Source organism: Nitrospira japonica (assembly GCF_900169565.1).
GTDB classification, from domain to species: Bacteria; Nitrospirota; Nitrospiria; order Nitrospirales; family Nitrospiraceae; genus Nitrospira_C; species Nitrospira_C japonica_A.
In genome coordinates, this window is the sequence record NZ_LT828648.1 from 2,149,139 (window position 1) to 2,162,178 (window position 13,040).

A 13,040-nucleotide genomic window follows, 5' to 3' on the forward strand; every position below is an offset into this window, starting at 1 on the left:
CGCACGATCGCAACGCCGCGACGTGAGTTTTGGCTGCGGGGCTGGGGGGAAGTTACTTTTTCTGCGGCTCCAGGAGCTTGTCGCCCTTTCTGAACACGGCATAGATGGCCTGTGACGGGCAGGCATCCAGGCAGAGGCGGCAGCTTTCCAAGCAGCGTGACGGATCGAATTTATAGGGGGGCGTCGACAACCATGCGCTGGTCGGACAGATGGGAACGCAGATCGCCTGGTGAAGGCAGCGGTCGGGATGCCGGACGAGGTGATCGCGAATGACCATCATAGGCTTGACTCCTTCGAAGAGGCCCTGGGAAAAAATTTCGAACATGTTCTTTTTGGGGAGGCTGCTCACTTCCATTCCTCCACGAGGCGTTTCAACTGATCCTTCAATTCCGGAATCTGCTCGAGGTTGTTCCGGATCGCGCCGACGATTTTTTCAAGCCTGGCGGCCTTGAGCGCGTCCTGATCCTTCTTCACCAGCCGGTCATATTCCGCGTAGGCGTCCGGATGACTCCGTTCCAGATAGGGTCTGGCGCGCTGGAGCGTCTCGCCGAGCTCGTAGGGTTGGGCCGACATGGGCGGCGCAACGGTGAACGTCCCATCGTTGAACACGATCGCTGCCGCACCCTGCTTGCCCGTCAACGGGATGACCGCTTCGACGGATTTGCGCTCCAGCGCCGCCCACTCAACCAGCAGGCCCGGAAATCGTTTCATGAAGGCCACCTTCTCCAAATTGGCCTTCCATTTCTCTTCGACGGCCATCGGGTCCTCGCGCGGTGCTAGAGAGGCAACGGAGGGAGCTTGGACGGCGCCGGGTGATCGGGCATGATCAGGCGGGTGACGATCTCGCCCCGCATCACGTGGCGTTCCATGATTTCGGTCACGTCGGCTTCCGACCTCACCGTGTACCACACGCCTTCTGGATACACGACGACGCTCGGGCCTTGCGCGCAATGGTCGAGACAGCCCGCCTTGTTGGCGCGCACCACGTTTTTCAGATTGAGCCGTTTGGTCTCCTGCTTGAATTTGGCATGCAAGGCCTCCGACCCGAGCAGCGAACAGCTCCCGCGCGGATCGTCGGCGCTCCGTTGATTCGTGCAGACGAAAATATGTCGGGCGAAGGAGGGCAAGGCGATCTCTGGTATTCAGGCACGCATGGTGGTCGTTTGAAATCGGTCGATCAGGCTCTTCACGTCCGCGGCATTCAACAGGGTCGATTGGCCGGATGAGCCCCCGAGGATGGCGACGATCTCCCTGAGACGAAGCGTGGCGCGCTGAAACGCCTCCTGATTGGAAAGTTCCGAGTGCTGCCCCGCCGCCAGCTTGTCGTGCTCGGCCCGGATATCGCGAAAGTCTCGCTGGAGATTCTTTTGCATCGAACACCCTTCGCAGAACCACATCGGGCTCTGATCACTCGAGGGCGACAAGCGGTCGTATGTGCGGCCGAAAAAGTCTTTTCCAAGCGACAGCTTCATCAACGGAATGCCGCTGGCTCGGCAAGCGCTGCAGGAATCTGCGGCAGTCATGAACGGCGTCCTCCGGGTTGATTCTTGCCGGCATGAGCGTCTCGGGAAACCCGTGCGGCCGGCGGCTCGAGAAGAAAGAAGTCTTTCACGAAAGGTCTTCATCCGCGCGCGTGAAACGATACTGCAAGAAGAAGCGCGCGGTACGAGCAAACAAGACCAGAAAAAACCACCTCGCTGAAGGTGTGTATCCCGTCGCCGGAATCGTGAGGCTCCGGGTCAAGCAAGCTCTGTTTGGTCGGGGCGAAAGGATTTGAACCTTCGACCCCTGCGTCCCGAACGCAGTGCGCTACCGGGCTGCGCTACGCCCCGACCCCGTCAGACATACGGTGCAACAAAGCGAGGGCCGATTGTCTTATATCAGGGGGGTGAAACGCAAGCCGTGCGCGTCGGCTACGGCCGGGCAGGTCACGTCGCCATTATAGAGGTTCACGCCCTTGCGGAATCCTGCGTCGGATCGCATGACCGGCTCGACGCCGTCCGCCGCCACCCTGAGCACGTAGGGGAGCGTGACGTTCGTGAGTGCGCCGGTGGATGTGCGGGGGACGATCCCCGGCATGTTCGCGACGCAATAATGTAGTACCCCGTCCACGAAATACACGGGATCCGAGTGGGTCGTGGGTTTCGTCGTCTCGATGCATCCCCCTTGATCCACGGCCACGTCGACGATCACTGCGCCCTTCCTCATGCGCCCGACTAACCGCCGTGAAACCAATTTCGGCGCGCGGGCGCCCGCCACGAGCACCGCGCCGATCAGCAGATCGGCCGTCGGAACCGATTCTTCGATGGCGGCCTGGGTAGCGGCGCGCGTGACGATGCGCCCTTGATACTGTTCGTCCAGGATGCGGAGACGTTCAAGATCGAGATTGATGACGGTGACGCGGGCCCCCATGCCGGTCGCAATTCTGACCGCTGCGCTGCCGACCACTCCGGCTCCGAGCACGACCACGTGCGCCGGTTCCACCCCCGGCATTCCGGACAGCAACAGGCCCCGGCCTCCCTGAGTCTTTTCCAGATAGCGCGCGCCGATCTGTACGGACATGCGTCCGGCGATGTCGCTCATGGGCCTGAGCATGGGGAGCGTGCCGTCTTTGGCTTCGACCGTCTCATAGGCGATCGCCGTGACGCGGCTCTCCATCAGTTTTTTGGTCAACTCGGCGGAGGAGGCGAGATGGAGGTAAGTGAACAGAATGTGACCGGCGTGCAGCAGACGGCATTCAGACAGGAGCGGTTCCTTGACTTTGATGATGAGGGCGGCTCGTTCGAAGACCTCCGCTGCCGACTGTATGATGGAAGCGCCGGCCTGCCGATATTCTTCATCCGTAAACCCACTGCCTTCGCCGGCGGAAATTTCGACCAAGACCTGGTGGCCCGCCTGGTGTAGGGCTCGCGCGCCGTCCGGCGTCAAGCCGACGCGGTATTCATGATCCTTGATTTCCCTTGGAACGCCGACGATCATAACCTCCTCCGTCGTACAGGCAGAAAGGGCAGGAATCCGTCCGATGCGCCGACACGCCGTCGCGTTTCTTCTGCATTGTACTCAGAGGTCGCCGAAATTAATACAGCGTGCGGGACACGCCGCGCAGAATGCGATACTCATGTGATCATTCGGCGGCCGATTTGGTGCCGGATGTCGGAAAGCGAATATTCTGTTTGTTTCGAGGGCGGCGCGCCGCCGTCCGTTCGCGCGGAAGCGCAAAAGACGTGACGCGTTTCGGCAGGTGTGAGAATATTCTTCCGTCGGGACGAAGTCAGCGATCCCGGCGCTCGTTCCGGTGACATCCTTCATGACCGATTCAACCGATCCGGCAACGGTCCGAGCGACGATCTCCGTGGCGGGGAGGGTACAAGGAGTGGGATATCGTGCGTTCGCCCTGCGAGTCGCCGCCGCCCGCGGGCTCCGCGGAACGGTGCGGAATCTTGACGACGGACGCGTGGAACTCGACGTGGAGGGACCGAAGGAGCGGATCGAATCTCTTCTGAACGATCTTCGCACGGGACCGCCCGCGGCGCGGGTGACCGATGTGCGCATTGAATGGGGGCGCGCGACGGGACGATTCTCAGATTTCCGGATCAGTTACGAGGGCGGGGCATAAGGACGGACATGGCCAGGGAACAGGACAATTTCGAGAACGAAAGCGAAGCGCGCCGGCATCATGTCGAGCGCGACGAAGAGTTCGCCGACCGCGAAGAGGGAGGGGACGGCGAGGAAGAAAAGAGGGGCCGCCGGTCCGAGGGGCTGGACACGCTGAAAAGCTATCTCCGGGAGATCCGTCGCTCCAGCCTGCTCACGTTTAAGCAGGAGCAGCAACTGGGCAAGCGCGTCATGGCCGGCGACGAACAAGCACGCCAGCAGATGATCGAATCCAATCTTCGTCTCGTGATCAGCATCGGCAAGCGATACATGCACCGCGGCTTTCCCTTCTCCGACATCGTGGAGGAGGGCAACATCGGCCTCATCAAAGCGGTGGAGAAATTCAACTACAAGCGCGGCTTCCGATTCAGCACCTACGCCTCCTGGTGGATCCGTCAGTACATCGAGCGCGCCATCATCAACCAAGGCAAGCTGGTGCGCCTGCCGGTTCATGTGGTCGAGCGACTCAATCGCTACCTCAACCGCAGCGAGGCCCTCGTCCAGACGCTGGGCCGCGAACCGACCGCGGCCGAGGTGGCGGTCCGCCTGAAGACGACGGAGGAGGAGGTGCTGGACCTCAAGCAGGTCATCCGCACGACCTGCTCGTTGGACAGTCCCATCAACGATCAGGCGGACACCTTCCTGCGCGACGTCATCGAAGATCCCAGCTGTCCCTCACCGGCGGATACCGCAGAAGGCGTCCTGCGTCGTGCGGAGATGATGGCGTGGGTGAAGGAGTTGCCTGAAAAAGAGCAAACTGTTATTGTGTCGCGGTTCGGATTGGATGGCAGCGAGGCCAAAACGCTCGAAGAGATCGGCACGGAGATGGGTCTCACCCGCGAGCGGGTCCGGCAGATCGAAATGGCCGCGCTGAGCCGCCTTCGCCATACCATCGAACGCAAGACGTTGACACAATCGGATCTGCTCTGAGTCAATGACCGTCGATCAGTACCGCTCGCTCATCCGCGAAGTTCCCGATTTTCCCCGTGCCGGCATTCTCTTTTACGACATCACGACGCTGCTCAAAGATCCTGCCGCATTCGCTGCGATTGCGGACGAATTGACCGCGTACTATCAAGGCCAAGGCATCTCCAAGGTCGTCGGCATTGAATCGCGCGGGTTCATCTACGGTGGCACCCTGGCGCAGCGACTCAAGGCGGGATTCGTCCCGGTTCGCAAACCCGGCAAGCTCCCGGCGGCGATCTATGAAGTGAATTACGAATTGGAATACGGATCCAATTCGTTGGCGATCCATCGTGACGCCATCGTCAAGGGAGAGCGGGTGCTCATCGTGGACGATCTGTTGGCCACCGGGGGCACCGCGGCCGCCACGGTGATGCTCATCAAGCAGCTGGGCGGTGAGATCGCCGGATTGGATTTTCTGGTCGAGCTTCAGAGCCTCAACGGACGAGACAAACTGGCCGGCTATCCCGTGCACAGCACCATCCTCTATCCATAGGGCACGCGTCCCTTTTCGTCCACTACCCCTTGTCAACGTCCCGGTACCCGTGCTATGAATGCCGAACTTTTTCCCGGCCAATCGACGTGCATCAAGAGAGGACGGCGTCATGGCAACCAAAACCCCCGCGAAAAAGAAACCAGCTATGAAAAGTAAACCGACAGTGAAACCGGTCGCCAAATCGACGAACGTCAATCCGCCTGAGGCCGTCATCGAGAAGCTTGAAGTCCCGGAAAAGCCGTCATCCGTCGCCGTGTCTCCGCTTGCGGCCAAGCCGAAGGAGTCCCCCAAGGAACGGGAGGCGCGTGAGCGGCGCCGGGATGCGCTGCAGAAGATGCTCATGCGGAAACGGCAGGAGATCATCAAGGAGATCGAAGGAAGCCTGGGACAATCGCTGACGGAAGACCAGCAGCGGCGCTTGGAATCCGCCCGCGACGTCGGCGATCAGGCGCTGATGGATCTGGACCGTGAGTTGGGCATTTCGCTCATGGAAATGCGCAATCGGCGCCGTCAGGCCATGGACGAAGCGTTGGTGCGCCTCTCCGAGGGAACCTATGGCATCTGCGCCGAGTGCGGCGTCGAGATCAGCGAGCGCCGGTTGGAGGCCGTGCCGTTCGCCAAGCTCTGCGTCGAATGCCAATCGAGAGAAGAACTGCTCGAAAAAATCGAAAAAGAAGAAGAACGCGACTGACGGTGTTCCCGTCAGCCCCGCCTCCTTGGACGTTCCGCTGACGCTCGACCCAATTCAGTATTTTCCGCATATTCCGCGCCCACACCCGGGTGATCCGGCGACGGGCGCACCTGCCTGTCTTCGAGACCGCAACGATCGTCAGGAGGCGCCATGTCAGGAGTGAACGGTTCTCGCGCCGTCGTTCTGGCCAGCGGGGGGCTCGATTCCGCCGTGACGGCGGCCATTGCGCGTCGGGACGGACATGAACTCTATTTTCTCACGTTCGACTACGGCCAGCGTCACGCCGTGGAAGTTCGTCAGGCGCGGCGGCTGGCGGAAGCGATGGCGGTGACGCACCATCTCGTCTGTTCGGTCGATCTCCGTGCGATCGGCGGATCGGCCTTGACGGGCGATCAGGGGGTGCCAAAAGATTTCGACAGGCCGGGACGGGCCTCTGAGATTCCCGTGACCTATGTCCCTGGCCGGAATCTCATTTTCCTGTCGCTGGCTTCAGCCTATGCCGAGACGATCGGCGCCGAGTCCGTCTACTTCGGCGCCAATGTGCTCGACTATTCGGGGTATCCGGATTGCCGCCCTCAGTTCATCCGGGCTTTTGAAAAAGCCGTGAAAGAAGGCACCAAGGCCGGTGTCGAGGGACGGGCTCTGCGAGTCCAGGCGCCGTTGCTTGCGCTGTCCAAGGCGGACATCATTCGGGAAGGCGTGGCGCTCGGTGTGCCGCTCGCGCTGACGCATAGTTGCTATGATCCGGTCGGCGACCTGGCCTGCGGGCAATGCGACAGTTGCCGCATCCGGCGCGACGGATTTCGGACGGCCGGGGTTGTAGATCCCACACGATATGCGATAACGTAGCCGAATGTCTCCGGAAGAATTCTTCATGTATCTGACGATCGGATTGATCGTTATTGCTCCCATCGGAGCCAGACTCTACCGGCGCATGACCTTGCGCCGCACGCAGGCCATGCTTCGCGAACAGTTCGGCCACGCCAATGCACCCGAACGCGGACCCGGTACCGGCCGATGAGGCTGAATCGCACAGCCGGCTTCCGGTGGTCGTGGGGATTGGCCGGCGTTCTCCTCGTTGCGATGGCCGCCTGTGACCCGCCTCAGCCGACTCCCGCCGCCGGCGGCGCGGCGACCCCTGCGGAGTTGCAAGCGGGCGAGGCCAAGTTCAATGCCAATTGCTCCGTCTGCCACGGACAACAGGGAACCGGCACCGCGCAAGGTCCTCCACTGGTTCACAAGATCTACGAGCCCAATCATCATGGCGACGCGGCGTTTCAGCGGGCTGCGGCCGGCGGGGTACGGGCTCACCACTGGGAGTTCGGCAACATGCCGAAGATCGATGCCCTCACCTCCGCGGATGTCGATCAGATCATTCAATACGTGCGTTGGCTTCAGAAACAAGCCGGCATTTTCTAACCCGCTCGGCCTACACTCCTGCTACCTCGTGTCATCTGCTTATCGACGGCGTCTGCGCCCCTCGTTTGACTTTGTTTCCGCCTGCTACGTAAGGTGTATTCTCTGATTTGAGAGCCTGATCGAGCGCGGCGGTGCGGGGCCTGCAACATCGAATCGGCCCGTCATCAACAACAGGAGGCTTGTTATGAGAGGACCAGTCACGCGTGTTCTAGGTGCTGTGGCTGTCTGTGGCGCAATGGCAGTGTTGGCCGGTTGTGCGGCGGTTGAAGCGGGGCATGAAGGTGTCTTCGTCGAGCAGCCCTGGTTCTTCGGCCACGGCGGGGTCGATCCGGTTCCCTCGAAGACGGGCCGCGTATGGATTGCTCCGACGACGAAAGTCATCGATGTCGATGTGCGGCCTATTCAATACTCCGAGCACTTCGACATTATTTCGGCCGAAAACGCGCCGGTATCCTTCGATGCGTTCATGATCGCCAATGTCGTCGAAGGCCGTTCGCCGGAGCTCATTTCCCGTTACGGGCCGACGTGGTATCTGAACAACGTCAAGGAGGCGTTCCGCACGTTCGTCCGTGAGGAAGTTCAGAAGTATCCGCTCTTCCAGTTGACGACCGATCCGACGACGCGGACCAAGCTGCAGGAAGCGATCGCCCGGGAAGTCCAGATCAAACTCATTGAAAAACAAAACATTCCCATCCGCCTCAACCGGGTCGTCGTCGGCAGTATCCTGCCCCCGAAGGGCGTGGTGGAACAAACGACTCAGACGATTGTGCAGGAGCAGCGAAAAATTACGATGGTGGAATTTCAGAAAGCCGAGGAAGCTCGCGAGAAGGCCGAGAAACAGCGCGGCATCGCGGATCGCGCCTACCGTGAATCCCTGGGCCTGACTGCCCCGGAGTTCGTGGACCTTCGGCGGATCGAAGTCCAGAAGGAAATCGTGCAACATGCACCGTCGTCTCTCACGGTGATCATGGGATTGGAACGCTTCGGCATCAACATGCCGCCGCTCGCGGCAGAAAAATAGCTGATACTAGGGAAATCCCTGGTTGTTTTGTCAGATTCCGGTCACACGCCGAAAAATTCTTCGGTTTCCACTATATTACGCCTGAGCCGATAGGGTACTATGGCCTCATATCTACAAAGATTAGAGCAGGATCATGAAAAGAGGCCGCCATGCATAGCATTGTTCGTCCTGGATCGGGAACCGGCTCCGACGCCGGCGTCATCGGATCGTCAACCTCCCAAGGCGATGTCGAGCCACCGCCCGTATCAACGGGACGCCGGCTGCGGGTATTGCTGGTAGACGATAACGAAAGAGACCGCTACCTGCTCAAGGTCCTCTTGGAAGAACAGGAGGAGATCGAAGTCGTGGGGGAGGCATCCAACGCGGAAGAAGCTCAGATTCTTGCGGAGCGAGAGCAGCCGGACATCATTCTCATGGATATCCGGCTCCCCCGGGCGACCGGCATCGAGGCGACACGCCAGATCAACAAACGCCTGCCCGAGGTCACGATCATCGGAGTCTCCAGTTTGTATACGCCCCATGACTACAACGCCATGATCACGGCCGGCGCCGTGGCCTTCGTTCGGAAAGAAGACGCGGTGGAAGCGCTGTATAAAACCATCCACCATTCCACGCGACGGTATCGCCGTGATCGACCGATCAATACGGGACGCACTACCCAGCGAGTCAGTTAGATCCCTGGGCTCTGTCGAGCCTGTTCCTACAGATCTCCTCGTTTCAGGTTTCGGGTCTCACCGTTTTATGCGGGACCGTCGCTGCTCTCATCCCTCACATCAGCAATGCCAAGACCGCAGCTGATGCTCATTTTCAGGGTCTGACAGCTTCGATACCGGGGGAACTCCGAGGCAACGGCAGCCGGCCGATCACGTAAGGGTACCTCAAAGGAAACAGGCCACCGGTCTGGACCGCACTATGACTATGTCCAATATCACAATTGCTCGAGCAGTGGTCCTGTGGCTGATCGTTCTATTCGGCTCCCCCGTCGTCTACGGTGTCGAACCGCCGGCGGCCAATCCGCCATCTGCACCCGATGGAACTCCGGCTGTTTCATTCAGCCCCGCCGACTTGGATGCGTTGCGGGCCAAACGTGGCAAGGCTGAGCAGGATCTCAAGGCGCTGTCCGCTTCCGTTCCCGGCAAGAATGCGGCCGGGATCGAAGTGGAAATGCACCAGGAACGGTTGGCCTTCTTGCGGCAGATCATTCGTGGCTACGACGAACAGATCGACGAAGCCGACCGGTTGCGGGAATCGGCGAAACGGCGCGAGGAAGTGAAGCAGGAAGATGCCGAATGGGAAGGATTCAAGGACCCCCCGCCCTATTCCATCCTCTTTGTCGACCAGCTCTGGAGTTCCACCGCTGCCCTTCGTTTGGCTGTCGAAGGGCTCCAGTCGCAACTGAGCTTGATCGCGTTGCGGGCGGACCGTGCCAGGGGAGCTTTGCAAGCGGCAGACGAACAACTGCGGAAAAACTCCGAGCGGTCGGAATCGGCCGCCGATTCCACCCAGCTTTCCCATGTGCGAATCCAACGGGAATTAGATGAGTTGCGCAAACGCGCCGGTGCCGTACGAGTGGCGGCGGTGGAAGCCTCGAAGCAGCGGGTCGAGCAGGAACTGGCGGAAACCAAGACGCGATTGGCCTTCGTCGAACGGCAACTGGCCGCGGCGGAACAGCAGGTGCGGTTCGAAGATAAAGACCTCGACCAGGTCCGCAAACGCAATCAGCAGGAACGGCAACAGCTCGAAGATGAACTCGAACGCACCGCGGCGGAACGGTCTGTGCAGGCTCAGGCGCTGCAGGCCGACGTGCGACGAGAGGAAGACGCATCGGCCCTTGTGTCCTCCGGAGCGTCGAAGCCCCAGAGCCTCCGCCGGGCCGAACTGGCCAGGCAGACGATCGAGCTCCAGCGGGCGCGGCTCGACAATGTCATTGCCCGAGGCGACCTGCTCACACAGCTGCTCGACGTCGTGGAGGGGGAGCGGCAGCTATGGGAAAGCCGCTTCGCCATGGCACACGATCCGGAGCCCGGCTTGGCGCGGCGGGCCTATGCCAGGTTCGCCCCATTGTTCGCCAATTTCAGCGCATCGCGTGACCATCTGCGGCAACAGCTGCTGGTGGCGTCGGGGCAGGTCAGCGAACTGGACAACAGGCTGGCCCACGCGTCGAAGGCGCAGGAGCGCCGCCACGCGCAGGAACTGCTGAAAATCCATCGTCAGCGGGAGGCGGACTACAATCGATCCCTCCAGCGGATGGACGATACGGCCAGACTCTTTGAACGCTGGCGGTCGCAGGTCAAGGATCAGCGCAACGAGTTGCCCTTGTCGGCCAAGATCGACGATTGGGGGCGCCATGCGTGGAGCGCCTTGCGATCCGCCTGGAGCGTCGAGATCTTCACCGCCGAGGATACGATCGAGGTCGAGGGAAAGAAGATTACCGGCTACCGGAGCGTGACCCTGGGGAAGATCGTCAGTGCCCTCGTCATGCTCCTGGTTGGCTACTGGCTGTGTCTCTATGTGGCGCGGGTGATCGGACGAATGGCCGTCACGAGATTCGGCCTGTCGGCCGGCGTCGCCAATTTGATTCGCCAGTGGAGCCAGGCCTTTCTCATCACCATGGTGATCATCATCAGTCTCGTCTCGGTCAAGATCCCGCTGACCATCTTCGCGTTTCTGGGCGGCGCGTTCGCCATTGGCGTGGGCTTCGGCGCGCAGAACCTCCTCAAGAACGTCATCAGCGGCATCCTCGTGTTGATCGAACGGCCGCTCCGGGTGGGCGACCTCATCGAAGTCGATCAGGTGCGGGGCCGGGTCACCACCATCGGTTTGCGCTCTTCCACGGTGCGGGACGCCAAGGGGATGGATACGCTCATCCCGAACAGCAGCTTTCTGGAGCGGCATCTGACGAACTGGACCTATTCCAGCCGCCAAAGCCGGTTCTCGCTTCGTCTGGGCGTGCCCTACGGCTCCTCCACGCCGGAAGTGATTGCGCTATTGGCGTCGGTGGCGGCCGAACACAAACGGATCTTGAAGGAGCCGGCTCCGCAAGTGCTGTTGGAGGAGTTCGGCGCGCAGGCCAGGATCTTTTCACTGAACTATTGGTTGGAGATCAGACCCGACATCGACCCGAACGAAGTCGCCAGTGAACTGCGGTTCGCGATCGAGGACAAGTTTCTGCAGCTGGGGTGGAAGGTGTTGCCGGCAGCGTAAGGCCGAGGGCTGATGAGCGGAAGAAAGTTGGCCTGGTCACCCGCGCTGCCAGATGCGGAGCGCGAGATCCGCCTCGTTCTCCTGAATCAATTCCCGGAGCCGCCGCTGCTGGTCCGGCTCGATCCGGACGAACTCCACGCCGAATTCCGCGCCTCTCGTCCACCGCACCGTTGCCGTCAAGATCTCCAGCGGATGCTGGCGGCGGGGCACCTCGATACTCACGCCCAACTCGCCCCCCGACACGGGCACATCGCTCAACGCACGGCAGCCGGAGATCGAAAGGTTGAGAATGATGCCGTTGGTGTGGACGTCCTTCGCGGAAAAGGATCCTGCATATTCGACCGGATATCGAACGTGGCGGCGTTGTTCGTGCGGAACTGTATCCATCGTCTCGATGCGTCAACCGGTCAGGATCTGCCGGAGAAGAGAGTCCAATCGTGACCGCACTCCGGCAAGCGACCGATGATTCGTATACACGCGCAATTGGCAGAAACAAAGAGTCGTATGGCTCTGAGCCGTCCGGCCCTAGAGATATCTCTAAGGGTGACTGTATCCATCAGTTGTTTCATCTGGGCAGTACCAGATGAAATCAGCGGTTTTCGGCAAGCCGCTTAGCCACGGCATAATGTCGCAAGGGATTTCCTGCGACCAATTCTCTGAACGAATCTAGACAAAACGCCTTCGGCCGACAGGTTGTCATGTCATTTCGGACTTGGATCTCCGGGCTGCTCCATCTAGAATAACCTCCCCTGCGAGGCCCTCATGCCCTTCATGATTCGATCCATCGGGCGTGTGCCAGTTTGTTGCCCGCTCGACTATCAAGTGGAGATTTGAGGGCCTTGTTCTAGCGTAGAATGTCGCGCCAATGGGTTGGCAGTTCCTCAGGTGATCTGCCCCTGCGTCTAGTGGGATCAGGAGAAGAAGGGAACCGCGCTTATCCTACGAAGGGTAGATCATGGGAATGAGCGGACTGCGCTCTAGATCTCTGCGTCTCAGAACGAGCGTCCTCGACCAGCCTCCATCTCCGTTTCTCAAGAAGTGCCTAGGAAGTATCGTATTAGCAAAGCCAAGTCTTTGGCTTGATGTTCCCTGTGGAGCCGGACGAAACGCTCTCCTGTTACGGGAATTGGGCTGCAAGATAGTCTGTATTGATAATGCTGATTCAGCTCTGCAAGCGATTACAGAAGCAGAAAGTTTACTCGGCAGACGCAGTGGACAGCCGTCTCAGGGAGAATTGATTCCACTTCGCCATGATCTGAAGCGCGATCCATGGCCATTTCCGCCAAAGACCTTTGCTGGAATTATCAACGCGCATTTTGTCTGTCCATTTTTATTTGAGCGTTTTCTCGTCTCGTTAAAGCCAGGAGGCTATTTACTTTGTGAAACCTATGGTGGTCATGGCATGAACTATGTTGGTCTGCCCCAAAAGGGTTCATGGAAAGCACTGCTGCAGGATCGAATGGATTGGATCACTTACCGGGAGCATTCGGTGGGGCCGCCTGATCAGCAGGCGGTGACGGTCAAGTTTCTTGGAAAAAAAAGAACCTCGGCACTATGAGCAGGGTTCGCTGTTAAACGGATCAAGGAGGAAG

At 60.0% G+C, this 13,040-nt stretch carries 17 protein-coding genes and 1 tRNA gene; 11 read left to right on the forward strand and 7 right to left on the reverse strand.

Going from position 1 to position 13,040, the window contains the following annotated elements:
- Nucleotides 1-52 precede the first annotated feature (52 nt).
- The 6 genes from NSJP_RS10295 to ald form a co-directional block, all read right to left on the reverse strand.
- Nucleotides 53-280: a hypothetical protein gene (locus tag NSJP_RS10295; RefSeq protein ID WP_172834277.1), complete on the reverse strand. Its 228-nt coding sequence runs from the start codon at nt 278-280 to the stop codon at nt 53-55.
- A gap of 65 nt (nt 281-345) precedes the next feature.
- Nucleotides 346-759 carry a hypothetical protein gene (locus NSJP_RS10300; protein ID WP_080886820.1) on the reverse strand — a complete coding sequence of 138 codons (414 nt, stop codon included), beginning with the start codon at nt 757-759 and terminating at the stop codon, nt 346-348.
- 17 nt (nt 760-776) lie between these two features.
- Nucleotides 777-1,127, reverse strand: a complete 351-nt coding sequence (locus NSJP_RS10305; protein ID WP_080886821.1) for a (2Fe-2S) ferredoxin domain-containing protein — start codon at nt 1,125-1,127, stop codon at nt 777-779.
- 15 nt (nt 1,128-1,142) lie between these two features.
- Nucleotides 1,143-1,523, reverse strand: coding sequence for a hypothetical protein (locus NSJP_RS10310; RefSeq protein WP_080886822.1), 381 nt, complete (start codon nt 1,521-1,523; stop codon nt 1,143-1,145).
- A 232-nt stretch (nt 1,524-1,755) separates the two neighbouring features.
- A tRNA-Pro gene (locus NSJP_RS10320) sits at nt 1,756-1,832 on the reverse strand.
- Nucleotides 1,833-1,875: 43 nt separating this feature from the next.
- Nucleotides 1,876-2,979: an alanine dehydrogenase gene (gene ald, locus NSJP_RS10325; RefSeq protein ID WP_080886824.1), complete on the reverse strand. Its 1,104-nt coding sequence runs from the start codon at nt 2,977-2,979 to the stop codon at nt 1,876-1,878.
- A 328-nt stretch (nt 2,980-3,307) separates the two neighbouring features.
- Between ald and NSJP_RS10330 the strand changes: the two genes are divergently transcribed.
- The 10 genes from NSJP_RS10330 to NSJP_RS10370 all read left to right on the forward strand — a co-directional run bounded on the left by NSJP_RS10330 (nt 3,308) and on the right by NSJP_RS10370 (nt 11,448).
- Nucleotides 3,308-3,616, forward strand: a complete 309-nt coding sequence (locus NSJP_RS10330) for an acylphosphatase (RefSeq protein ID WP_080886825.1) — start codon at nt 3,308-3,310, stop codon at nt 3,614-3,616.
- Nucleotides 3,617-3,624: 8 nt separating this feature from the next.
- Entirely contained in the window at nt 3,625-4,584 is a 960-nt protein-coding gene (locus tag NSJP_RS10335; protein ID WP_231989363.1) for a sigma-70 family RNA polymerase sigma factor, read from the forward strand.
- A 4-nt stretch (nt 4,585-4,588) separates the two neighbouring features.
- Nucleotides 4,589-5,113, forward strand: coding sequence for an adenine phosphoribosyltransferase (locus NSJP_RS10340; protein WP_080886827.1), 525 nt, complete (start codon nt 4,589-4,591; stop codon nt 5,111-5,113).
- 109 nt (nt 5,114-5,222) lie between these two features.
- Nucleotides 5,223-5,804 (forward strand): TraR/DksA family transcriptional regulator, encoded by a 582-nt coding sequence (locus NSJP_RS10345; RefSeq protein ID WP_172834278.1) that lies wholly within the window; start codon nt 5,223-5,225, stop codon nt 5,802-5,804.
- A 150-nt stretch (nt 5,805-5,954) separates the two neighbouring features.
- Complete coding sequence (queC, locus tag NSJP_RS10350; protein ID WP_080886829.1) at nt 5,955-6,653, forward strand: 7-cyano-7-deazaguanine synthase QueC; 699 nt, start codon at nt 5,955-5,957, stop codon at nt 6,651-6,653.
- Between the two features lie 25 nt (nt 6,654-6,678).
- Nucleotides 6,679-6,825 (forward strand): hypothetical protein, encoded by a 147-nt coding sequence (locus NSJP_RS19275; protein ID WP_155970083.1) that lies wholly within the window; start codon nt 6,679-6,681, stop codon nt 6,823-6,825.
- The gene (locus NSJP_RS10355; protein ID WP_080886830.1) at nt 6,822-7,223 is read left to right on the forward strand and encodes a c-type cytochrome; all 402 of its coding nucleotides are present in this window, start codon (nt 6,822-6,824) and stop codon (nt 7,221-7,223) included. Before NSJP_RS19275 ends, NSJP_RS10355 begins: the two co-directional genes overlap by 4 nt.
- Nucleotides 7,224-7,407: 184 nt before the next feature.
- On the forward strand, nt 7,408-8,244 hold the full coding sequence (locus tag NSJP_RS10360) for an SPFH domain-containing protein (protein ID WP_080886831.1): 837 nt from the start codon (nt 7,408-7,410) through the stop codon (nt 8,242-8,244).
- Nucleotides 8,245-8,393: 149 nt separating this feature from the next.
- Complete coding sequence (locus tag NSJP_RS10365) at nt 8,394-8,918, forward strand: response regulator (RefSeq protein WP_080886832.1); 525 nt, start codon at nt 8,394-8,396, stop codon at nt 8,916-8,918.
- A 238-nt stretch (nt 8,919-9,156) separates the two neighbouring features.
- Nucleotides 9,157-11,448, forward strand: coding sequence for a mechanosensitive ion channel domain-containing protein (locus NSJP_RS10370; protein WP_080886833.1), 2,292 nt, complete (start codon nt 9,157-9,159; stop codon nt 11,446-11,448).
- Nucleotides 11,449-11,484: 36 nt separating this feature from the next.
- Here the strand turns inward: NSJP_RS10370 and NSJP_RS10375 are convergent, their stop codons facing one another.
- Nucleotides 11,485-11,835 (reverse strand): PilZ domain-containing protein, encoded by a 351-nt coding sequence (locus NSJP_RS10375; protein ID WP_080886834.1) that lies wholly within the window; start codon nt 11,833-11,835, stop codon nt 11,485-11,487.
- 568 nt (nt 11,836-12,403) lie between these two features.
- Here NSJP_RS10375 and NSJP_RS19280 point away from each other — a divergent pair.
- Nucleotides 12,404-13,006, forward strand: a complete 603-nt coding sequence (locus NSJP_RS19280; protein WP_155970085.1) for a class I SAM-dependent methyltransferase — start codon at nt 12,404-12,406, stop codon at nt 13,004-13,006.
- Nucleotides 13,007-13,040 lie beyond the last annotated feature (34 nt).